The 21,412-nt window shown below is 59.1% G+C and carries 19 protein-coding genes; 9 read left to right on the top strand and 10 right to left on the bottom strand.

Going from position 1 to position 21,412, the window contains the following annotated elements; all coding sequences use genetic code 11:
* Nucleotides 1-38: 38 nt before the first annotated feature.
* Genes AB5Y92_RS09505 through AB5Y92_RS09495 form a run of 3 tightly spaced genes read right to left on the bottom strand, consistent with a single transcriptional unit; the run spans nt 39 to nt 3,515 of the window.
* Nucleotides 39-605: a membrane integrity-associated transporter subunit PqiC gene (locus tag AB5Y92_RS09505; protein WP_042052434.1), complete on the bottom strand. Its 567-nt coding sequence runs from the start codon at nt 603-605 to the stop codon at nt 39-41.
* Nucleotides 602-2,251 carry an intermembrane transport protein PqiB gene (pqiB, locus tag AB5Y92_RS09500; RefSeq protein WP_005335774.1) on the bottom strand — a complete coding sequence of 550 codons (1,650 nt, stop codon included), beginning with the start codon at nt 2,249-2,251 and terminating at the stop codon, nt 602-604. Before pqiB ends, AB5Y92_RS09505 begins: the two co-directional genes overlap by 4 nt.
* Nucleotides 2,244-3,515, bottom strand: a complete 1,272-nt coding sequence (locus tag AB5Y92_RS09495) for a PqiA/YebS family transporter subunit (RefSeq protein ID WP_368226607.1) — start codon at nt 3,513-3,515, stop codon at nt 2,244-2,246. The genes pqiB and AB5Y92_RS09495 overlap by 8 nt, the downstream gene beginning before the upstream one ends.
* Before the next feature lie 176 nt (nt 3,516-3,691).
* On the opposite strand from AB5Y92_RS09495, the gene hfq reads away from it, so the two are divergent.
* Nucleotides 3,692-4,051 (top strand): RNA chaperone Hfq, encoded by a 360-nt coding sequence (hfq, locus tag AB5Y92_RS09490; protein ID WP_005335772.1) that lies wholly within the window; start codon nt 3,692-3,694, stop codon nt 4,049-4,051.
* A 131-nt stretch (nt 4,052-4,182) separates the two neighbouring features.
* Here the strand turns inward: hfq and AB5Y92_RS09485 are convergent, their stop codons facing one another.
* The 6 genes from AB5Y92_RS09485 to AB5Y92_RS09460 form a co-directional block, all read right to left on the bottom strand.
* Entirely contained in the window at nt 4,183-4,773 is a 591-nt protein-coding gene (locus AB5Y92_RS09485) for an HAD family hydrolase (protein WP_368226605.1), read from the bottom strand.
* Between the two features lie 65 nt (nt 4,774-4,838).
* Nucleotides 4,839-5,942 carry an EAL and HDOD domain-containing protein gene (locus tag AB5Y92_RS09480; protein WP_368226603.1) on the bottom strand — a complete coding sequence of 368 codons (1,104 nt, stop codon included), beginning with the start codon at nt 5,940-5,942 and terminating at the stop codon, nt 4,839-4,841.
* 4 nt (nt 5,943-5,946) lie between these two features.
* Nucleotides 5,947-7,587 carry a sensor domain-containing diguanylate cyclase gene (locus AB5Y92_RS09475; RefSeq protein WP_106844101.1) on the bottom strand — a complete coding sequence of 547 codons (1,641 nt, stop codon included), beginning with the start codon at nt 7,585-7,587 and terminating at the stop codon, nt 5,947-5,949.
* 254 nt (nt 7,588-7,841) lie between these two features.
* Nucleotides 7,842-9,878 carry an exoribonuclease II gene (locus AB5Y92_RS09470; protein ID WP_368226601.1) on the bottom strand — a complete coding sequence of 679 codons (2,037 nt, stop codon included), beginning with the start codon at nt 9,876-9,878 and terminating at the stop codon, nt 7,842-7,844.
* 99 nt (nt 9,879-9,977) lie between these two features.
* Complete coding sequence (locus AB5Y92_RS09465) at nt 9,978-10,877, bottom strand: LysR family transcriptional regulator ArgP (protein WP_368226599.1); 900 nt, start codon at nt 10,875-10,877, stop codon at nt 9,978-9,980.
* Between the two features lie 209 nt (nt 10,878-11,086).
* Nucleotides 11,087-11,725: an acyl-homoserine-lactone synthase gene (locus AB5Y92_RS09460; protein ID WP_201986233.1), complete on the bottom strand. Its 639-nt coding sequence runs from the start codon at nt 11,723-11,725 to the stop codon at nt 11,087-11,089.
* A 62-nt stretch (nt 11,726-11,787) separates the two neighbouring features.
* Here AB5Y92_RS09460 and AB5Y92_RS09455 point away from each other — a divergent pair, with 62 nt between their 5' ends.
* Nucleotides 11,788-12,570 carry a LuxR family transcriptional regulator gene (locus AB5Y92_RS09455; RefSeq protein WP_139443503.1) on the top strand — a complete coding sequence of 261 codons (783 nt, stop codon included), beginning with the start codon at nt 11,788-11,790 and terminating at the stop codon, nt 12,568-12,570.
* A 206-nt stretch (nt 12,571-12,776) separates the two neighbouring features.
* Entirely contained in the window at nt 12,777-13,385 is a 609-nt protein-coding gene (gene lysE, locus AB5Y92_RS09450) for an L-lysine exporter (protein ID WP_127006164.1), read from the top strand.
* Between the two features lie 81 nt (nt 13,386-13,466).
* Here the strand turns inward: lysE and AB5Y92_RS09445 are convergent, their stop codons facing one another.
* Nucleotides 13,467-15,476, bottom strand: a complete 2,010-nt coding sequence (locus AB5Y92_RS09445) for a methyl-accepting chemotaxis protein (protein ID WP_160881508.1) — start codon at nt 15,474-15,476, stop codon at nt 13,467-13,469.
* Between the two features lie 260 nt (nt 15,477-15,736).
* Between AB5Y92_RS09445 and ruvA the strand changes: the two genes are divergently transcribed.
* From ruvA to AB5Y92_RS09415, 6 genes are all read left to right on the top strand, one after another.
* Nucleotides 15,737-16,351: a Holliday junction branch migration protein RuvA gene (gene ruvA / locus AB5Y92_RS09440; RefSeq protein WP_005335746.1), complete on the top strand. Its 615-nt coding sequence runs from the start codon at nt 15,737-15,739 to the stop codon at nt 16,349-16,351.
* Nucleotides 16,352-16,359: 8 nt separating this feature from the next.
* Nucleotides 16,360-17,370, top strand: a complete 1,011-nt coding sequence (gene ruvB, locus AB5Y92_RS09435) for a Holliday junction branch migration DNA helicase RuvB (protein WP_005335744.1) — start codon at nt 16,360-16,362, stop codon at nt 17,368-17,370.
* 933 nt (nt 17,371-18,303) lie between these two features.
* Nucleotides 18,304-19,860 (top strand): cytochrome ubiquinol oxidase subunit I, encoded by a 1,557-nt coding sequence (locus AB5Y92_RS09430; protein WP_005335743.1) that lies wholly within the window; start codon nt 18,304-18,306, stop codon nt 19,858-19,860.
* A gap of 11 nt (nt 19,861-19,871) precedes the next feature.
* The gene (cydB, locus tag AB5Y92_RS09425) at nt 19,872-21,008 is read left to right on the top strand and encodes a cytochrome d ubiquinol oxidase subunit II (protein ID WP_005335741.1); all 1,137 of its coding nucleotides are present in this window, start codon (nt 19,872-19,874) and stop codon (nt 21,006-21,008) included.
* Nucleotides 21,009-21,022: 14 nt separating this feature from the next.
* Nucleotides 21,023-21,139, top strand: a complete 117-nt coding sequence (cydX, locus tag AB5Y92_RS09420) for a cytochrome bd-I oxidase subunit CydX (RefSeq protein ID WP_005304933.1) — start codon at nt 21,023-21,025, stop codon at nt 21,137-21,139.
* Between the two features lie 52 nt (nt 21,140-21,191).
* On the top strand, nt 21,192-21,412 hold a 221-nt coding region (locus AB5Y92_RS09415), incomplete at its 3' end, for a cyd operon YbgE family protein (RefSeq protein ID WP_368226609.1).

Genomic DNA, 21,412 nt, shown 5'->3' with positions numbered 1-21,412 from the left:
GTCGTTTTTTTCTATCTGATACTCGCAGGTTGATGTGCTCAACCTTGCTTGCGCACCTCGGCGGCGATCTGGTCGAGCAGCTGTTGCCAGCCCTGACCCAGCTCGTTCACCAGTGCGTTGTAGCCATCGGCCGGCAGCACCCGCTCCTGACGGAAGGGAGCATCGCGCAGCACGGTGCCATCTTCCGCCAGCAGGCGCCAGCGGCCGCTCAGCACGGCGCTGCCGTCATGACGGCCCTGAAAGCGTTCCACCAGAATGGTCAGCACCGGCCCCTTGCGGGCGCCATCCTGCCGTACCACCCAGCCCGGCAGGCGGGTGGAGAGGCCATTGAGGGTGAGCTGGTTGAGCTGATCGTCCAGCGCACCGGCCCAGCGATGGTACTCGGTGAAGTGCAGCTCTTGCCCTTCCAGTTGATAGACCAGACTGATCCGGTCGAGCTGGCTGGCCAGCGCCACCGGGCGCAGCACCAGCTGGTGCTGCGGTTGGGCCGGGGCCGTTACGGGTTGCTGGTTGTCGGCATCGAGCGAGTAGTAGTGCAGGCTTGGCTGGCTGCTGCAACCCGCCAGCAGGCCCAGCAGGGCCAGCGTCAGGATCTCTTTTTTCATTGTTTGCCTCGCTTGGGCTCAGGGTCCGATGGATGCGCGCGATCGAAGATCAGCGAGCTGGGCTGCTCGTTGAGGGAGTGCACCAGCGGCTGCAGTTCGCGCATCAACTGATTGAGGGTCTGCACCGACTGACGCAGATCCTGATTGGTCTGCGATTGGGCGTCATAGGCCTGCAAGGTCTCCTGCAACTGCTTGAGGCTCTCGTTGAGCGAGGCCGGCAGCTGCTGGGTGGAATCCTTGGCGGTGAGCTTGTTCAGGTTGGCGCTGACTGCACTGATGTTCTTCAGGGTGCCATCCAGGGTGGTGAGTGACCCGTTGACCTTGGTCAGGGTGGTCGCCATGTCCATGTCGACAAACTTGTCGAGGATGAGGTTCACCTTGCGCTCGATCTGATCCAGCCCGCCCTGCACGGTGGGGAAGACCTGATAACCGGCCAGCTTGGCCTGCTCGAAACGTGGCGCGTCCGGATAGAAGTTGAGATCGATGATCTTGCCGCCGGTCAGCAGGCTCGAGGTCTTGAGGCTGGCACGCAACCCCTCCTTGAACTGCTTGCCGAACAGGGCACGCCACTGATCCTTCTCCGCCTTGGCATAGCGGTGGGAGAGGCGCTGCACCTCGATGCGGGCCAGCACCGGGATCTGGCGGCTCTTGAAGATCTGCACGCCCTTGTCCTCGATGAGGTAGGGGGCGGAGATGACGGTACCGACCCGAATGCCGCGATACTGCACCGCCGCGCCCGGGTGCAGGCCACCCACGTTGTCATCGAACAGGAAGACGTAGTCGATGAACTGATCCAGACTACCGGCCAGCACGCTCGCCTCATCCTGGAACAGGGTGAACCCTTCCATCTGTTTGACCGGTTCGCCAGGCGCCCAGCCGGGTGGCAGACCCATGGTGATGCCGCCATCGATCAGGCTCTCCAGCGAATCCATCTTCACCTTCATCCCCTCGCTGCTCATGGAGACCTCGAAGCCCGGGGTCATCCAGAAGCGGGAGTTGCTGCTCACCAGAATGTCATAGGGGGCGTGGATGAAGATTTGATACTGCATCTCGCTCTTTTCCGGCAGGAACTTCGCCTCTTCCACCTGACCTATGGTGAAGCCCTGATAGTTGATGGGGGAGCCTTCTCCCAGCGCGCGAGTGTCGCGACTGCTGAGGGTGAGACGCAGCCCCTTGGCATCGAGGGAGGCGAGCGGCGGTTTGTCCAGCATGGCGTACTCGTCCCGCGCCCGACCTTTCTTGCCGGGGGCGAGCTCGATATAGGCGCCGGAGAGCAGGGTGCTCAGACCCGATACCCCTTCACGGCCCACTCTGGGCTTGACCACCCAGAACTGGCTGTCACCGCGCAGCATGCCGGAGGCGGCATTGGTCAGCCGTCCTTTCAGCACGGCATGGCTATAGTCATCGCTCAGCTCGACGGCTTCGATGCGGCCGACGTCCACTTCGCGGGAGCGGATCACCGTCTTGCCAGCGACTATGCCCTCGGCAGTGGCGACTGTCAGGGTGAAACTCGGGCCCTGGGAGTACCAGTGCTGGAACAGCATCCAGAGACCGATGAACAGCGCCAGCAGGGGCACCATCCAGATTGCGGCGGCAGAGCTCAGAAAGTCAGAGCCCGGTTTCCACCTTTTTTTACGCTCACTCACGTTCGCGTTCTCCTTGTTGTAAATCCCAGATCAGGCGGGAGTCGAAACTCATGGCGGCGACCATGGTGATCAGCACCACACCAGCAAATGCGACGGCCGCAGGGCCGGGGTAGATGGTCATCAGATTGTCGAGCCGGATCAGGCCCGCCAGAATGGCCACCACGAAGACGTCGATCATCGACCAGCGTCCGACAAATTCGGTCATGCGATAGAGTTTGAGCTTGCCGAGTGGGGAGGTGACATTGCCGCGCTGCACCATATAGCAAAGCCAGAATAGCGCCAGTATTTTCACCAGCGGCACCACCACGCTGGCGAAAAAGATCACCGCCGCTATGGGGTAGGAGCCCATGGCCCAGAGCAGCACCACACCGCCGAGGATGGTGGAGGGGCTGTCATCACCGAGAAACACCGTATCCATGATGGGATAGACGTTGGCCGGAATGTAGAGAATGGCGGAGGTAAACAGCAGCGCCCAGGTACGGTTCAGGCCGCCCGGCTTGCGCGCATGCAGCTTGCCGCCGCAGCGGGAGCAGCTGTGGCTGCCCACCTCGCTCAGGGCGCCACAGATATGGCAGCCCACCAGACCGGACTCCAGCGCGCCCGCTTCCGGGTCGATCTCCCGCGCTTCGGTCGGGCCGAACAGCCGCTGCCACAGCCACATCTGATCCAGCGAGGAGATCATCTTGATGAGCAGCACCGTATAGCCGACGAAAGCCCAGAACGACAGCCCCATCTTGATGTCGGCCATCCCCATCAGCTTGACCAGCGAGATGAGCACCCCCACCAGAAAGACATCCACCATCAGCCAGGGTTTGATCCGGCAGAGCAGACGGCCGAGGGAGCGCAGGGCATTGCTGTGCAGATCTTTATCGACCCGCCACAGCACCAGCATGATGGACCCCATATAAACCAGCGGCAGGCCGATCAGGGTCAGGCTCAGTACCGCGCCGAGAAACAGATAGCCCTCATCCACCAGGGTGGTGATGCTCTGCAAAAAGGTCATCTCCTGGCCCACCCCTTTGGCCGAGAAGGACATAAAGGTAAAGGCATTGGCGAGCACGAACATGATGAGTGCCGCGAACCCGTAGGAGATCGGCCGCAACTCCTGCTGTGGCAGGTGGCGACTCAGGGGGTGTCCGCAACGGGGGCAGCAGCTGGCCTGTCCCACCTCGAGCGGTGTGGCCGGTATCAGCAGGTCACACTCTTCGCAGGCAGTGGCATCATGGACATAGGTGGTGTGGTGTTGGTGTGAAACCGGATGCAAGATAAAACCCCAGATAAGGCCCGTGGTAGAGCCAGAGCTGGCGATTATCGCAGTTGTGCTGGTCAGCGACCAGCCCCCGGAGGGCGCTATTGCTGGCGGGAGTGAGAATGACTTTGACAAGCCAGTGCCCATTTAGCACAATCAAACGCCACTTTTTTTCCGCGGGACAATAATTTATGACAACTGAATCCCCCAGCTACTCCACGATTGAGCAAGCCTTCTCCCTCGGGAACGGGCAAGATTCTGCCCTCAACTGGTTGCGCAAGAACCGCAGTCAGGTCGCTATTTTTCTGGTGAGCGGCATCAAGCTGGAAGGCACCATCAGCGGGTTCGACCAGTACAGCGTGCTGCTGACCGATGCTCATGGTAACCAGCAGCTGGTCTACAAGGCCAAGATCTCCACCATTGCCATGCACACCGGCCGTCCGCAGGTGAATATCCAGCGTGCTCGCAAGCCACGTGTCTCCATGGCGCCGCGCCCCCACGGTGCGCCGGGTCGTTATGACGACAATCAGGGCGGCGGCAACAACGAGTAATCGTCTGCCCCGCACTCCTCGTTGACGCGCCCTGCGTCAGCGGCTGACGGAACCTGCTCTCATTTTCATTCATGTCCCGTATGAGAGCCGGTTACGGTTATCGCCCCTTGCAGGGCGATATTTTTTCCGCACTACGCCTTTATGCCGACTGGTTGACCCTCTTTGACCATGCAGGTCTGCATACCCGCCGCTTTTCCGGCCTGTACCCCGATACCGGTATCTTCAAACACCAGACAGCCTGATGGCTCGACCCCCAGCTTGCTGGCGACCAGCAGGAAGGTGTCCGGATTGGGCTTGTGCAGCTCCACATCGTCTGCGGTGACCACCACAGAGAAGTAGCGATCCAGCCCGGTGTTGCGCAGCACCGCTTCGGCGTTGACGCGGGGCGAGCCGGTGCCAATCCCCATCGGGATGACACCATGATAGCGCTCGACCAGCGCCTGCATGGCCGGAAAGACGGTCGCCTTGTGCAGGTTGGCCACATAGTGGGCGGTCTTGCAGCGGGTGACTTCGAGGGGATCGAGGGGGATCTGCTGCTCCTGTGCGACCAGCAGGGCTATCTTGCGGCTCGGCATGCCACCCAGCTCATAGAACCAGTCGGCGTCGAAGTGAAAGCCAAACTCGCGGGCGGTATGTTCCCAAGCGGCGAGGTGCAGCGGCATGGAGTCGACCAGGGTGCCATCAAGGTCAAAGACCAGGCCTTGGAATCCGGAAAGCGTCATGGTGCGGGTCAGTCTCTGAAAAAAGGGAGCCCATTCTAGCCAGTGGCTCACCGCCTCGCCATCACCTAGCTGGTGAGAAACGCTTGCCCCCACATTTGTGACTGAAAATAGACGGGGGTGAGCTGGGCCGGATCGAGTTGATATTTGGGGGCAAGCTGTTCCAGCAGGGCCCAGTTGCCCTGTTCATAGGTGCTGACCAGCTGAAACAGATGAAAGAGTGGCCCTTCGTGCAGTTCGATGGCGCGCTGCACGCTCTTGGGCAGGTGGACCATCAGCGGCTCAGACAGCAGGGATCCATCGAGCACCAGTCCCACCAGAAAGGCCCAGCTTGCCTCCGCTTTACCGAGGGCGGTGAGGGCAATCAACTCGCAGAAGCGGCCGCGGGCGATGGCCATGCGGGTGCAGGCCTCCGGCATGTGCTGGCTCACCCGGGCCAGACCGTTGATCAGCACGAACTTGCGGATCTCCTGCTCCCCCAGATAGGAGAGGGCGCGGGGCACCGAGGTGATGGGGGCGGCATGATCGAAGCCGGGGGCGTTGACGTAGGTGAGCAGCAGGCCGGGCAGCCAGGCATCCTGCTCCAGCAGGCGGGCTACCTGGGCGAAGGAGAACTCTTCGTGGCAGATGAGCTGGAGGATCTGCTGTACCAGCGCCATATCGGGCTGGTTCGCCCGCTGATTGACCAGCTCCGGACGGGCGAGAAAGCCGCCGGCAAAGAAGTCGACCCCCGCCTCCCGCAGCGGGAGAAAATCCGCCCAGGTTTCGATGTTCAGCGCCATCCGCTTGTGCTCGGTGGGCTGGCAGATCCCCTCTTCCCCCATCCAGTACACCAGCAGGCGGCTGGCGCCGAGCCAGCGTGGATCCCGGTTGGCGCCATGTACCGCCAGTCTGCGCCGACTGTCGCGCCACTGCTCCAGCACCGGGAACGAGTTGGGCTGGCGTTCGCTGGAGGCTTCAACCAGCGGGATTGCGTCCTGATCCAGCAGCATGGGACGCTGTTCATCGAGCTGTTCGTGGGTGAAGGGCACCAGATATTGACGCCCCTGTGCCAGCAGGCGGCAATGTTGCGCCAGTGAAGGCCATTCGGCCGGTGAGCTGAGCTGATAGTCGATGCCGTAGGCCACCAGAGCCAGGCGACGATTGAAGATGGGGTAGCGACGCAACAGCATGGGATCACCGATAGGCCAGAGTGCGGGCCCTCCCTTGTGACTTGGCGTGGTAGAGCGCCTGGTCAGCCTGTTCGGTCAGGGTCTGCCATGCTCCGTCCTGGGAGGGAACCAGATAGCTAAAGCCTATGCTAACCGTAATGAAATCAGCAACCCGCGAGGCGGGATGGGGCATTTTCAAGCGGGCAAGACCATCGTGGATCCGTCCGGCCAGCTGTTCGGCCTCACCGGGTTGGGGGGCGCAGAGCAGAATGACGAACTCCTCCCCGCCGTAACGGGCGACCAGATTGGTACAGCGCCGCTCTGCATCCCGCAGCACATGTGCCACCTGTTGCAGGCAGAGATCCCCCTTGGCATGGCCGAAGTGGTCGTTGTAGGCCTTGAACTCGTCGACATCGATCATCAATACCGCCAGCAGGTTCTGGGTGCGTCGTGCCCACTCCCACTCCCGCTGCATGGTGATGTCCCACTGGCGCCGGTTGGCGATGCCGGTGAGGGGATCTTCCAGCGACAGCAGGGAGAGGCGGTGATTGGCCTCCTCCAGCGCCCGGTTGGTCTCGGCCAGCTGCATGGTGCGCTCGGCGACCCGGGCCTCCAGCTGGCGGTTGAGGGTTTCCAGCTGCTCCTGAGTGCGCTGGCGGATCAGCAGTTGTGACAGAATGGCGGCGTACTGTTTGAAGATCTCGCTCTGATAGGCCTTGAGCGGACGGTGCCAGAGCAGGTTGTCAGCGGCGATCCAGCCGATGGGGGTGGTGCCATCCCATAGCGATACCATGGCGTTCCAGCCACGGCCCACCTGCTGCTTCTCGTAGTAGAGAGGGGTATCTTCCATCACCAGCACGTAATCCTTGCGCCTGAGCGCCTCTTGCACCGTGGGGTGATCCGGAATGGGGCTGATGAAGTTGTGTTCATCCATCAGCTCGCCCTCTTCGCTGGTGCCCCAGGTGCCGCGCATGGTCTTGCCATCGGGTTCGATCAGGAAGATGGCGACCCGATCGAATTGCAGCTCCTTGCGGGCCAGCAGCACGGCATCCCGCAGCAGATCGTTCTCGCTGCGACTGCGGGAGAGGGTAACGCTTACCATGTGCAGCGCCTGCAACATGGTGAGGAAGGAGCCTTGCAGTGCCTGACTCTGAACCAGATCGGTCTGGGTATGGAGCCGCTGGTCCCGCTCCTGATTGACCTGGCTGGAGAGCAGGTGATTGCTGAGCTCGGCAGTCAGATAGTGGATAAGGAGCTGGATGCCCTGACGCTGGTGGGAGGAGAGGCGATCGATGCGGCGGCGGGTCTCCAGATAGATGACCCCTTCCAGTTTCATGTGACGCTTGAGAGGGAAACAGGCGCGTAACTGCGGCTGGGCGGGCTCCACATTTTCGCCGGGATCCGGCGGAGGTTGGAGTTGTTCGATCACCAGTTGTCCCTTCTCCATCGCCTTGTCGATCAGGTGGTGGGGCAGGGTCAGTTGACCTAGATGGGCGAGATCAAGCGTGGTCAGCCCGTGATCGAGCTGAAAGCTGTAGAGCTGCGGTTCGGGGGCTTTCAGCCAGAGGTAGAGGCGTTCGGCATCGGTCTTTTCACGGATGGTGGCGAGGCTCACTTCGCATAGCTGAGCGAAGTTGGTGAAGTGTTCCGGGTCCCATTCCTGCATACCAATATCCCTTGGATTGTACCCAAGCGAGTATAGACATATTTCTCCTTGATTAATATGTCAGAAAGGAGAGGCGGCGCACATAACGGTTGCTTTCAGCCATGCTGGTGGAGACATTCACTGCGTTCTCTGTCAATCGTGGATAGAACTGTGTGCCATAACGGTATCTATGGCAGCTTGTAGGGCGGGATGCCGGGCAAAAAAGAGCCCGCACGATGGCGGGCTCTCGGGCAGATCAGATGATTCTGCGCGGCTTATTCTGCCTTGGGGGCAGCCTCAGCGGGTGTTTCACTGCTATCGGCTGGCGCACTCTCGGCCGCCGGGTCTTCTGGTGCCGGGCCCGGCACCAGATCCACAGCCGGTTTGGCGATGAGAGAGCGGGTCTCTTCCACCGCTTCGGTCAGCTTCACCTCGATGATCTGGCCGAGCTCGTAGACCACCTCGGTCTTGTCCAGATAGACGCGGCCGTTGTCCCAGTTGCACTCCAGTCGATCCTTGTTGTCGAGGATATGACGGGCAGGCATGAAGACCACGGCGCCGTTCTCCTGCAGACGCAGCTTGAGACCGGCACGCATCACGTCGATGATCTCGGCGTTGAATACCTGATCGGTGCCGGCGGCGGCTTTCAGGTAGCGCACATAGAGCCAGTCACCGATGTCGCGCTCCACCATGCGGTGCAGACGGCGGCAGGCGGTCAGATGCTCGGTGAGCTCGGTGCTCGGGCGCTCGCCCGGGGTCTTGCCGGCGATGACGGCTTTGAGCAGACGATGGTTGACCATATCGCCGTATTTACGGATTGGGGAGGTCCAGGTGGCGTAGGCATCCAGACCCAGACCGTAGTGGGCGCCCGGTTCGGAGGACATTAGCGCATAGCTCTGGAAGCGGCGGATCTTGCCATCCAGCCAGCGGGTGTCGAGGTTGTCGATCCAGCGGCGCAGAGCGCAGAAGCCGGAGAGGCTGGCGATCTCGTCGCGCTCGAACGGGGCTTCGGCGCTTTTCAGCAGGTCGATGGCGCCGTCGAGGGACTCTTCGTCAAAGCCGGTGTGAACGTTGAAGATGCCGTAACCGACGCTCTTGCCCAGCACGCGACCGGCGCAGATGTTGGCGGCGATCATCGACTCTTCCACCATGCGGTTGGCGATGCGGCGCGGCTCGACGTGAATGGCCAGCACTTCGCCATTCTCGCCCAGCTCGAAGTCGTAGTCGGGACGATCCGGGAACACCAGCGCATGCTCGGTGCGCCACGCGATGCGCGCCTCGGTCATCGCCTTCATCAGCGGCAGCTGGGCCAGTACGCCAGCGTCGATAGCCAGCTCTTTGCCGTGTTCGGCCCATTCGGAGACATCGTCATAGTTGAGGCGGGCGTGGGAGCAGATGCGGGCGGCGAAGAACTCGGTCTCCTCCAGCAGCAGACCATCTTCGGCGATCAGCAGACGGGCGCACAGGGTGTTACGCTCCTCACCCTCTTTCAGGGAGCAGAGCTCGTCGGAGAGGGTGCGCGGGATCATCGGCACGTTGCGGCCCGGCATGTAGACGGTAAAGGCGCGCTGGGCGGCCTCTTTGTCCAGCTCGCTCCCTTCGGCCACATAGGCGGTCGGGTCAGCGATGGCGACCAGCAGCTCCCAGCCGTTGTCCAGCTTGGTGATGGCCAGCGCATCGTCCATGTCCTTGGTCTTGGCACCGTCGATGGTGAAGAAGGGCACCTTGGTCAGGTCACGACGGGGCAGCTCTTCCTCTTCGATCACCTTCCACTCTGGCAGATCAGCTGGCTCGACCTGGGCCAGATTGTGGCGCGCCAGCACCACCCACCAGGGCACATTGTGATCTTCCTGGGCGGCGATCTTCTGGATAATCTCGGCAGAGAAGTTGCCGTCGACCAGCGCATGGCGCTTGAGGGTAGCTACCACCCAGTCACCTTCCTTGAACTCTTTCTCATCCAGACCCTTCTTGACGCGGGCCTTGATGGCATCCTTGATCAGCGGATGGTCGGCCACCACGTTGAGGCGGTCGCGGAACATCTTGACCCGGGCCACGAAGCGGGTGACGGACTGCTCCAGCAGGGTATCCGGCTCGGCCACTTCCTTCTCTTTTTCGGTGCGGATCAGGGCGGTCACCCGGTCACCGTGCATCACCTTCTTCATGTAGGGAGGCGGCACGAAATAGCTGGTCTTCTCATCGACTTCCAGAAAGCCGAAGCCCCGGTCCGAGGCGCGGATCACACCCTCTTTCTTCGGGATGTTTTCGCGGATTTGTTGCTTGAGCTGGGCCAGCAGCGGATTGTCTTGGAACATAAGTGAGGAACCTGAAGTGAAAACCTGGGTGGAGACCTGATGAAGGATCGCCCAGCACTATACGTTTTTAGCCCTGCAAAGCCAAGGTGAATGGCCTGCTCAGCATGGTTTCAACTGCGATCTGGCATGGTCGATAAGGCGTTGGGAGAGCTGCTTGTGAACCCCTTTTTCCAGTACCCAGCGGTGCCAGTAGAGGCGTTCCGTCAGGACGTGGTCGGGACTGAGGTTGAGTAGTGACCCGCCTGAGAGCTGGCCTCTTATCTGCAATTCGGGAATGAGACAGTAGGCCAACCCCTGCTCGGCCATGGCGACGAAGGCCTCTGACGAGTGGACCGTATGGCAGGGATAACCGCCCGGCTCCAGTCTGAAGTGTTCTCTCATAAAGCTCACATGCATGTCATCGCGCTGATCGAACGCCACCGCCGGTGCCTTGGCCAGCGCAGCGCGGGTCAGGCCGTGAGGGAAGTGGCGGGCAACGAAGGCGGGGCTGGCGGTGAGCAGGTAGTTCATCTCACCTAGCTCGTCGACGCAGCAACCCGCCAGCGGCTGGGGATGCAGGCTGACCGCGCCAAAGGCCTGACCCTCGCGGACCTTGTCGAGGGTGCGGCTCTCGTCATCGACCAGCAGGTTGAGTTCGATGGGGTGCTGTTTCAACAAGGGGGCAATGGCGGGCAAAAACCAGGTGGCCAGGCTGTCGGCGTTCACTGCGATGCTGATCCGGATTGGCCCTTGCGGTTGGTCGGGGGTCAGCTCCCCCGCCAGTTCGAGCTCGAGCTGATGTACTTGCTGATAGTGTGCCAGCAGCTTCTGGCCGAGTGACGTGGCCTGCAGCGGCTGGCTGCGAATGAGCAGCGGCTCGGCAAACTGTTGCTCCAACTGCTTGATCCGCTGGGAGATGGCCGACTGGGTGATATGGAGCGACTTGGCCGCCCGATCGAAGTTCTGTTCCTGCAGTACCGCATCCAGCGCCCGCAGCAGTTTGTAGTCCAGCTCTTTCATCTTCTCCCCCTTCCGTTGCCCAAGGGCTGACTCTACGTCACTCGGCAGGGGACAACAATGGGCGGCGGAAGGGGCGCTGCGCTGTGATATCTGACAGTGGTGGTCTGTCTAGTAAGGAAGGCATACTGCTAGAGACCGCAGGGGGCAGCCCTGCGGGGTCATAGCGATACAGCGATACGTTTATCCCGGGCCTGTTTTCCCGGGATTTTTTATATCTGGGCCGCTAACTCATGGGAGCGATAGGTGGCAGTTTGATAGTGTCCGATAAGTGGCTGCGAGACCGCCTGCGCGAAGCGCTCATCCAGATGGAAGCGGATGCCAACGCCCCTTACCGCCCCCAGATCGACCGCCTGACGATGACCGAGCCGCTCGATGGGCAGGCCAAGTCGGCGGAAGATGCGCTCCACCGGCAGGCTGACGACGGCGACCAGCTCCCGGATCCCGTGGGCATGGGCGAAGGCATAGACCTCGCGGAAGATGACACAAGTGAGTTCACTGACGCCATTGCTCATGCGCGGTGCGCGCTGGGCATCGATAGCCAGACGGGTGAGTTCCCAGACATCGGGGGTGCGTGGCGCGCTTTCACCGGCAAGGGCGGTGGGGAAGATGGTGGGCAGCATATAGGCATCGGCACAGTTGAGTAGACGAATACAGCCACACAGCCCTTGTTCGTCCTCGATCAGAACCCAATGGGTGTCTGGCGTGTCGAAGTTGTCACGCTCTAGGCCCCGATGAGACTCGACATCCCAGCCTAGCCGGTCGGAAAAGACGCGATTTCGAAAGCGATAGAGTTCATTCTCCACCTCGTTTCGTGGATGTTCTCTCAATTTTCCTTTAAAAACCAACATTATGGACCCTCTATCTTGCTATTCGCCGTTATAATCACATGTCTGGCCAAGGGGGCTTTCATATGAACAGAGACCAACTGCTTGAGTACCTCGAACATTTCACTTCGGTGACAGACGGCAATCGTCTGGCCGAACTGATCGGTCGCTTTACGCTCGGGATGGGCTATGACTACTATCGCTTCGCCCTTATCATCCCGATGTCGATGCAAAGACCCAAGGTGGTGCTGTTCAACCAGTGCCCCGATTCCTGGGTGCAGGCCTATACCGAAAACAACATGCTTGCGTGCGATCCGGTGATCCGGCTGGCACGCAAGCAGACGCTGCCCATTTACTGGAACCGCCTCGATGAGCGGGCCAGTTTTCTGCAGGAGGGAACCATGGACGTGATGGGGTTGGCAGCCGAGTTCGGGTTGCGTAACGGCATCTCCTTCCCTCTGCACGGTGCAGCCGGGGAGAACGGTATCCTCTCCTTCATCACCTCCGAGCGGGCCTCGAGCGACCTGCTGCTGGAGTCCTCGCCGATCCTCTCCTGGATGTCCAATTACATCTTCGAGGCGGCCATTCGGGTGGTGCGTTTCAGCATGATGGATAGTGCGGGGAAAGACCCCTTGACCGAGCGCGAGACCGAGTGCCTGTTCTGGGCCAGCGAAGGGAAGACCTCTAGCGAGATCGCCTGCATCCTCGGGATCACGGAGCGCACGGTCAATTACCATCTCAATCAGGTCACCCGCAAAACCGGCTCCATGAACCGCTATCAGGCCATTGCCAAAGGGGTTAGTACGGGGCTGTTGCTACCCAATCTGGAGCAAGTTGTGGTTACCAACTTCCCCAGATTGCTGCAGTAGGCTGAGCCCGCAGGCGCAACAGATTCTCCTGCCGCACTCTGAGGGTCACAATTGTCAGATCCGGTAATTGACAAGGGCTGGAACAGCAGCGGGCATGCCGGTTTTTATTAGCAAAATGAATCAATCAGTAAATCAATGAATTTCTAAGAAGGAACCTCCATCGCTATAGTGCCGCTCATTCATCATTTCGAACGGTACTCTCCATAATGCTCGCAACAACACTACAGGGCTTCACCATCGGTCTGGCCATGATCATCCCCATCGGCGCCCAGAATGCCTTTGTGCTGAGTCGGGGCATCCATCGCAATCACCATCTGCTGACGGCCACGCTCTGCAGTTTCTGCGATCTCACCCTGATTGCTATCGGCGTATTTGGCGGGGCCAATGTGCTGGCCGCCAGCCCCTTCGGCATGGCGCTGCTCACCTGGGGTGGTGTGCTGTTTCTCGGCTGGTTTGGTGGCCGTTCCCTGCTCAGTGCCTGGCGCGGTAAAGGGGAGGGACTTGCCGATTCTGCTCAGCAGATGGGGGCCAAAAGCGTGCTGGCGATGACGCTGGGAGTTACGCTGCTCAATCCTCACGTCTATCTCGATACCCTGATGCTGCTTGGCTCCCTTGGCAGTCAGGTGAGCGAGTCCTTGCGTCCGGCCTTTGCTGCGGGGGCCATGCTGGCCTCGTTGGTGTGGTTCTACTCGCTGGCGCTGGGTGCTGCGGCACTGGCGCCCTGGTTGGCCCGCGGCCGGGTGCAGCAGGGGATCGATCTGCTGGTTGGCATCATCATGTTGAGCCTGGCTGTTCAACTGGCCATAGGACGTTGAGGAAGTTAAGGCGGCAGGAATGAGCGACCGGTAACAAAAAGATGCCACTCACATAAGTGGCATCTTTGCTATTGGAGGGGCTCAGACTCTGAACTGGGAGAGCAGGCGCTGTTGCAGCAGGCTGGCTTGATGAAGCGAGGAGGCGAGTTGCAGACACTCCTGCGCCTCCTGTTCGCCGGTTCTGGCTTGCAGACTGATGCCGGAGACCTTGTCAGAGGAGTGGCTCAGGGTGTGTGACAGTTGCCCGGTAGCCACGGCCACTTGCTGCACCATGTCGGCCAGCTGGTCGATGGCGCCTTCCACCTTGAACAGGATCTGCTTGGTGTTCTCGGAGTCCTGCATGCCGGACTCCACCGTCTTGAGGTTGCGCTGCATCATCAGATAGGCGGTCTCGGTCTGCTGCTGGATGCTGCTGATCACCTGGCTGATCTCGGCGCTTGATGTCGCGGTGCGATTGGCCAGGGTACGCACCTCGTCCGCGACCACCGCAAAGCCACGCCCCATCTCCCCCGCGCGGGCCGCTTCGATGGCCGCATTGAGGGCAAGCAGGTTGGTCTGCTCCGAGATACCGCTGATGGTGGAGATGATCTGGCCAATCTGACCCGCCTGCTCCTTGAGGGAGTTGATGGCGATGGCACACTCGCTCACCTCCTGTACCACCCGTTGCATGCCCGCGCTGGCGGAGGCGACATACTGGCTGCTCTCGGTGGTCAGCTGGCGCACCTCGTTGGCATTGTGGGCCGCCATGCTGCAGTTGTCCGAGATACCGGTGGCGACTTGCACCATCTGTTCACTGTCGTGGTGCAGGGCCAGCGCATGTTCGGCAGTCTGGCGGCTGCTTTGGCTGATTGCCTCCACCCGGTTGACCGAGGTGTGAACGTGTTCGCTGATGTGCTGGTTGTTGTCCATGGTGGAGCTGATCATCTTCTGCAATTTCTCGATGAAACGATCCACGCTGTTGGCCAGCGAGCCTATCTCGTCATCCCGTTGCAGGTTGATGCGGGCGTTGAGGTCCCCCTCGCCGGCGGCGATATCCTGCATTCGTTTGTCCACTTGCAGCAGCGGGGTTACCAGTTTGCGGGTCAGCCAGAAGCCGCAGAGGGTGACCATGATCAGGCTTAGCAACAGGCCACCCAGCAGCAGGGTTCGGATCTGGCTGATGATGCCGTTGAGCTGGGCCACCTGATCCTCGACGGTGGCATCGCCGCTCTCCTCGATGGCAACGAGCTGTTGTCGCAGCTCATCGGCACTGACCTCATAGGCGGACTGCTGGGCCTGATAGCTGCCGAGCGCATCGACCCACTGTCCCATCAGTTGCTGATGCCGGGCCAACAGAGCGCGATACTCTGCCGACAGTGTCTTGCCGGCAAATTCGCCGGTTCCCTCGATATCGAACAGCCCGGTGCCGAGCATGCTGTCGATCGCTTCGTGGTAGAAATCGGTCGCCTCTTTCAACTCGGCCTTGATCGCATCTGTGACTCCTTGTCTGCGCATCTTCTCCAGCGCATAGAGCTGGCGTAAAAAGCCGATGTTTGACTCCATCCCCCCGTCGGCCGCTTCCCAACGGGTGGAGAGGCCGCTGTTCCAGCTGATGGGCTGGTCGGGGGATTGGGTCAGCGCCTCGACTGCCCCATCGCCGATCACCTCCAGCTGGGTCGAGAGGCGAGCCATCAGATCGGCGTTGTGATGCAGGGCCTGATCCACCTCTGTATACGCGTGATAGAGCGCCAGCAGCTTCTCTTGTTGCTGTTGATAGTCCTGCTTGTGCTGTTCCATGGTGGCAAGGGCCGCACCATCAATGAGCTGCCCCTGGCTGACCCGGGCCAGCGCGTCATCTGTCGCCGCCTTGGCTGCATCGAGTTCGGCGCGATTGAGCGGGGTGCCGTTTTGCATCTTCTGAATCTGTAGCTGTTGATTGCCCAGCTCTATGGAGCCCTCCATGGCTCCGTCGGCGGTCTGCCAGGCGGCGCCCAGGACATAGGAGAGCAGATTGGCTAGCCGCTGGCTGCCATACCAGCCAACGACCCCCATGCCCAGCGTACAGCCGAGCAATATGGCAAGACCCAGATTGGAGGTGGTAACAATTTTCATGTGATGGCCTTCCTTGGTATCGACATTGGCACCAGTTTCGGTTCCGAACGGGTTTAGTGTAGTGGTTTATCCCCCGCTCGGGGGCCGGTGCGGCGCTGAAACATCCCGTGCACTGGCTGCACCCGATCAAGCATGGTGGAAAATGGGATAAAAAGCCTCTCTGACCACAAGGGTGTTGCTGCCCTATGCTGGATACTTATCCAGTTATTCTTTATGCTATGAGCCAATTTACGAATAGTTGTATTGGTGAGGAGAGAGCCGTGATTGGTCGCTTGAGAGGCATTGTCATTGAAAAGCAGCCCCCCGAGGTCCTGCTGGAAGTGGGCGGGGTTGGCTATGAGGTACAGATGCCGATGAGCTGCTTCTATGATTTGCCGGAGATCGGCAAGGAAGCGACCATCCATACTCACTTCGTGGTGCGGGAAGATGCCCAGTTGCTCTATGGTTTCAACCACAAACAGGAGCGGGCACTGTTCCGCGAGCTGATCAAAACCAACGGAGTCGGCCCCAAGCTGGCGCTGGCTATTCTCTCCGGTATGACAGCTACCCAGTTTGTGCTGAGTGTCGAACGTGAAGAGATAAGCTCTTTGGTCAAACTGCCGGGAGTCGGCAAGAAGACCGCCGAGCGTCTGGTGGTGGAGATGAAGGATCGCCTCAAGGGGTGGGTCAGTCACGACCTCTTCTCCCCGGCCATGGTCACCTTGCCAGCCAGTGAGCCCGAATTGCGGGCACCGGATGTGACCGAGGAGGCGGCCAGTGCGCTGGTGGCCCTAGGTTACAAGCCGCAGCAGGCGAGTCAGATTGTCAGCAAGATCGCCAAAGAGGGGATGTCGGTGGAAGATATCATCCGTGAATCCCTGCGTAGCCTGGTATGAGGTAGTTGATGATTGAAGCAGACCGCCTCATCTCGGCCAGTGCCGCCCGTGAGGATGACATTATTGACCGGGCTATCCGCCCCAAGAAGCTGGCTGACTACACCGGTCAGGATACCGTCTGCGAACAGATGGAGATCTTTATCGAAGCGGCCCGCCAGCGGGGTGAAGCGCTCGATCACCTGTTGATCTTCGGCCCGCCGGGTCTGGGCAAGACTACCCTCGCCAACATCGTCGCCAACGAGATGGGGGTCAATATCAAGACCACCTCCGGCCCGGTGCTGGAGAAAGCGGGGGATCTGGCGGCGCTGCTCACCAACCTCGAACCGAACGATGTGCTGTTCATCGACGAGATCCATCGCCTCAGCCCGGTGGTGGAGGAGGTGCTCTATCCGGCGATGGAGGATTACCAGCTCGACATTATGATCGGGGAGGGGCCAGCGGCTCGTTCCATCAAGCTGGATCTGCCTCCCTTCACCCTGATTGGCGCCACCACCCGGGCTGGTTCACTCACCAGCCCGCTGCGGGATCGCTTCGGTATCGTCCAGCGGCTGGAGTTCTACAACGTCAAGGACCTGACCGATATCGTCTCCCGCAGTGCCCGTTGTCTGGGGCTAGACATGACGGAAGATGGTGCCATTGAGGTCGCCCGTCGCTCTCGCGGCACGCCGCGGATTGCTAACCGTTTGTTAAGGCGGGTGCGCGACTTTGCCCAGGTGAAATCCGATGGCCGGATCGACGGCCCCATTGCTGCTCGCGCCATGGACATGCTGGATGTCGATAACGAAGGTTTTGACTTCATGGACCGCAAGTTATTGTTGGCTGTGATAGACAAGTTTATGGGGGGCCCGGTGGGTCTCGATAATCTGGCCGCCGCGATCGGGGAAGAGAAAGATACTATCGAAGATGTGCTGGAGCCTTATCTGATCCAGCAAGGGTATCTGCAACGTACACCCAGAGGACGGATTGCGACCACACGAGCCTACGCTCATTTCGGTCTTCAGCGACCAGATGAGAAGTAAAAACAGTCGTTTGAACATGAAACCGCCGTCAAAGGCGGTTTTTTATTATCCGGGCAAAAAAAGCCCACGGCGGATGCGGTGGGCAAAGACAATTCAGGATGGATGTTCACAGACAGTGAGTGCGTCTGGACACAGACCGGAAAATAAACAGGTGAGCCGTCGCGAGCTCTCAGAGTCGGTTCAGTTGATAGAGCTGAACAAAGGAAAGCTTGTAGTAACGGATGGTTTTAGCAACAAACTTTTTCATCTTCGATTCCAATAGACAGGTTCAAATTGATCGTCGAATACGTACCGTGAACCCGGATTAACCGGCCTGTATCCAAGGGTATGCCCTCACTGCGAGGCGCATTGTAGGAGTTCGAATCGACCCCGGCAAACAAGAAAAATTGCACTCTTCAAATTAGTTTATCTAATGTCTTTATTGATGAAATTGGTTCGCATGAGTATGCATTCTTTGCAATTTTAAATTGAGTTTTCGAATCAGATTGTCTGACTCGGATAACATGGAAAAAGGCGCGTCATTCACGCTTTTCAAATTAAACCGAGTGGCGGGATGTTAAATTCTTAAATTGATTTAAATCAATGTTTTACGCTTTATCGTGTTTTGTGATCTGGCTCGCGTCAATAATCGTGAAATAGATTAAAAATGCCTTTCAAAGCCATGTATGGCGGGTCCTTTTACATTGATTTCAATCAAATAAAGGTGATATAAAAACCCGGTCATCATGGGCGAGAATAAATTTAGGCTGATTGTTTTGGAATTGTTAAACATTAGCTTTATTTGTGTTCTCGTATTGCCTTGTTGTTAATGCCAGTGGTTACTGAACGCGTTTTGTTGTGACACGTCCCAATAAGGCTCATTCGCTAACCTCCAACGGAAGCTTTGTGCTTAAAACTTAAAATAGCCGTGCCAATAATCGGTGAGGAAACATCATGATTGCTGAGCATGTGGTAGACCTATCGCGGTTCCAGTTCGCTGCGACGGCCCTTTATCACTTTTTGTTTGTACCCCTGACGCTGGGAATGGCCTTTCTCCTGGCGATCATGGAATCCGTCTATGTGATGACCAACAACACCATCTACCGGGACATGACCAAATTCTGGGGTAAGTTGTTTGGTATCAATTTTGCCTTGGGGGTCACCACAGGTCTGGCCATGGAGTTCCAGTTCGGGACGAACTGGGCTTACTACTCCCATTATGTCGGCGATATCTTCGGGGCCCCGCTGGCTATCGAAGGGCTGATGGCCTTCTTCCTGGAGTCCACCTTCGTCGGTATGTTCTTCTTTGGTTGGGATCGTCTGAGCAAGCATCAGCATCTGGCTGCCACCTGGTTGATGGCGCTGGGTACCAACCTCTCCGCCCTCTGGATCCTGGTCGCCAACGGCTGGATGCAGAACCCGGTCGGTGCCGAGTTCAACTTCGAATCCATGCGGATGGAGATGATGAGCTTCGCTGACGTGGTGCTCAACCCGGTTGCTCAGGTCAAGTTCGTCCACACTGTGGCGGCTGGTTATACCTGTGGCGCCATGTTTGTGCTGGGTATCTCCTCCTACTACCTGCTGAAGAATCGTGATGTGGCCTTTGCCCGTCGCTCCTTCGCCATTGCCGCCGCGTTCGGTATGGCTTCCATCGTGTCCGTGCTGATCCTCGGTGACGAATCCGGTTACGAGACCGGTGAAGTGCAGAAGGTGAAACTGGCCGCTATCGAAGCTGAGTGGGAGACTGAACCTGCTCCGGCCGCCTTTACCCTGTTCGGTATTCCGAATCAGGAAGAGATGCGCACCGACTACGCCATCAAGATCCCCTATGCGCTGGGCATTATCGCGACCCGTTCTCTGGACGGTCAGGTAACCGGTCTGAAGGATCTGAAGAGCGAGCACGAACTGCGCGTTCGTAACGGTATGACCGCTTACGACTTGCTGACCAAGCTGCAATCCGGTGACAAGTCTGACGAGACCCGCGCTCGCTTCGACGAAGTGAAGCAGGATCTGGGCTACGGTCTGCTGCTCAAGCGCTACACCAGCAACGTGACCGATGCCACTGACGAGCAGATCAAGGCCGCCGTGGATGACTCCATCCCGCAGGTTCTGCCGCTGTTCTTTGCCTTCCGCATCATGGTTGCCGTCGGCATGCTGATGCTGGTGCTGATTGGTATGGCCTTCTATGACAGTGCCCGTCACCAGATTGGCAAGCGCAAGTGGCTGCTCAAGGGTCTGCTGTGGGGGATCCCGCTGCCGTGGATCGCCATCGAAGCTGGCTGGTTTGTTGCTGAATATGGTCGCCAACCGTGGACTATTGCAGAGGTGTTGCCGACTTCCCTCTCTGCATCCAATTTGCCTGCAGCCGAGATCTGGTTCTCTCTGATTGGTATCTGCCTGTTCTATACCGTACTTCTGGTTATCGAGATGTACCTGATGTTCAAGTATGCCCGTCTTGGCCCCAGCAGCCTGAAGACTGGCAAGTATCACTTTGAACAGATCAAGGCATAAGGAGAGCGACCATGTTTGATTACGAAACTCTGCGTGTCATCTGGTGGGCTCTGGTCGGCGTGCTGCTGATCGGTTTTGCCATCACTGACGGCTTCGACATGGGGGTAGGCGCACTGCTCCCGTTCGTCGGCAAGAAAGATGTCGAGCGCCGTGTGATGCTCAACACCATGGGGCCGCACTGGGAAGGAAACCAGGTGTGGCTGGTCACTGCCGGTGGCGCCTTGTTCGCCGCTTGGCCGATGGTGTATGCCGCGACCTTCTCCGGCTTCTACATCGCGATGATCCTGACCTTGATGGCGCTGTTCCTGCGTCCGGTCGGTTTCAAGTACCGCTCCCTGCGTGCTGATGCCAAATGGCGCAGCAACTGGGACTGGGCCTTGTTCGCCGGCAGCGCCGTACCGCCCATCGTCTTTGGTGTGGCCTTTGGCAACCTGCTGCAAGGCGTTCCGTTCGAGTTTAACCAGTTCATGATGTTGACCTATCACGGCAACTTCTTTGGTCTGCTTAACCCGTTCGGCATTCTGGCTGGTCTGGTGAGCCTGTTCATGCTGCTCACCCAGGGCGCAACCTGGTTGATGATGAAGACCGACGGTGAAGTGCTGGCGCGTTCCCGCACTGCCGCCATGATCTGCTCACTGCTGACCCTGGTGCTGTTTGCTGCCGCAGGTTGGTGGGTAAGCGGTATGGAAGGGTATGTCATCGTCAAGGCTGCCGCGACTGACGCGGTATCCAACCCGATGAACAAGGAAGTTGTCCTGCAGGCTGGTGCCTGGATGAACAACTACACCCTCTATCCGTGGATGGTGGCTGCCCCTGTACTGGGTCTGGCCATGAGCCTGCTGACTGCGCTGTTTGCCCGCATGAACATCGGCTGGCTGGCGTTTACCAGCTCTTCGCTGGCGATTGCCGGGGTCATCCTCACTGCCGGTTTCTCCATGTTCCCGTTCGTGATGCCCTCAAGCCTTGAGCCGTCACTGAGCCTGACCATGTGGGATGCTACCGCCTCTTTCAACACCTTGCAGGTGATGACTGTGGCTGCAGCGATCTTCGTACCGATTGTGCTGGGTTACACCATCTGGACTTACATCAAGATGTTTGGCCGGGTAACCAACAAGCACATCGAAGATAACCAACAATCTCTCTATTAAGAGGTGCGCTGACAATGTGGTATTTCACCTGGATCCTGGGACTGTTGCTGGCCTGTGCATTTGGCATCATCAATGCGCTGTGGCTGGAACACACCGAGAACATGGATCGTCAGATCGATGAAAACAAGTGATCGACTCGCCAGGTTGGCCGCTCCACTGGAGCGGCAGCCGTGGCAGGGGTTGATGTTACTCGCGGCGGCCTTGTTGGCCGTCGCTATTTTACAGGCCCCCAATCTGATCGCGGCCAACACCAGCGAGCATGGTCTCTGGCTTGCTCCCTGGCTGATGTGGGCCGTCTGTTGTGGCGTACTTAACGGGCTTGGCTTTCATCTGAAAAGCCTGCCCGGACGTGTGCTGTTCAATCCCTGGCTCGCCTGGCCCAGTTTGTTGTATGGCCTCTGGCT

It is taken from the genome of Aeromonas sp. R1-1, assembly GCF_040908495.1.
In the GTDB taxonomy this organism is placed as follows: domain Bacteria; phylum Pseudomonadota; class Gammaproteobacteria; order Enterobacterales; family Aeromonadaceae; genus Aeromonas; species Aeromonas veronii.
Note: the sequence above shows the minus strand (reverse complement) of the source record. Positions and strands in the feature narration are given on the sequence as shown.

Excerpts from the sequence above, each read along its gene's own strand:
- AB5Y92_RS09505 (WP_042052434.1), bottom strand. The coding sequence starts at position 605 with ATGAAAAAAGAGATCCTGACGCTGGCCCTGCTGGGCCTGCTGGCGGGT.
- hfq (WP_005335772.1), top strand. The coding sequence starts at position 3,692 with ATGACAACTGAATCCCCCAGCTACTCCACGATTGAGCAAGCCTTCTCC.
- AB5Y92_RS09485 (WP_368226605.1), bottom strand. The coding sequence starts at position 4,773 with ATGACGCTTTCCGGATTCCAAGGCCTGGTCTTTGACCTTGATGGCACC.
- AB5Y92_RS09480 (WP_368226603.1), bottom strand. The coding sequence starts at position 5,942 with ATGCTGTTGCGTCGCTACCCCATCTTCAATCGTCGCCTGGCTCTGGTG.
- AB5Y92_RS09475 (WP_106844101.1), bottom strand. The coding sequence starts at position 7,587 with ATGCAGGAATGGGACCCGGAACACTTCACCAACTTCGCTCAGCTATGC.
- AB5Y92_RS09470 (WP_368226601.1), bottom strand. The coding sequence starts at position 9,878 with ATGTTCCAAGACAATCCGCTGCTGGCCCAGCTCAAGCAACAAATCCGC.
- AB5Y92_RS09465 (WP_368226599.1), bottom strand. The coding sequence starts at position 10,877 with ATGAAAGAGCTGGACTACAAACTGCTGCGGGCGCTGGATGCGGTACTG.
- AB5Y92_RS09460 (WP_201986233.1), bottom strand. The coding sequence starts at position 11,725 with ATGTTGGTTTTTAAAGGAAAATTGAGAGAACATCCACGAAACGAGGTG.
- AB5Y92_RS09455 (WP_139443503.1), top strand. The coding sequence starts at position 11,788 with ATGAACAGAGACCAACTGCTTGAGTACCTCGAACATTTCACTTCGGTG.
- lysE (WP_127006164.1), top strand. The coding sequence starts at position 12,777 with ATGCTCGCAACAACACTACAGGGCTTCACCATCGGTCTGGCCATGATC.
- AB5Y92_RS09445 (WP_160881508.1), bottom strand. The coding sequence starts at position 15,476 with ATGAAAATTGTTACCACCTCCAATCTGGGTCTTGCCATATTGCTCGGC.
- ruvB (WP_005335744.1), top strand. The coding sequence starts at position 16,360 with ATGATTGAAGCAGACCGCCTCATCTCGGCCAGTGCCGCCCGTGAGGAT.
- AB5Y92_RS09430 (WP_005335743.1), top strand. The coding sequence starts at position 18,304 with ATGATTGCTGAGCATGTGGTAGACCTATCGCGGTTCCAGTTCGCTGCG.
- cydB (WP_005335741.1), top strand. The coding sequence starts at position 19,872 with ATGTTTGATTACGAAACTCTGCGTGTCATCTGGTGGGCTCTGGTCGGC.
- cydX (WP_005304933.1), top strand. The coding sequence starts at position 21,023 with ATGTGGTATTTCACCTGGATCCTGGGACTGTTGCTGGCCTGTGCATTT.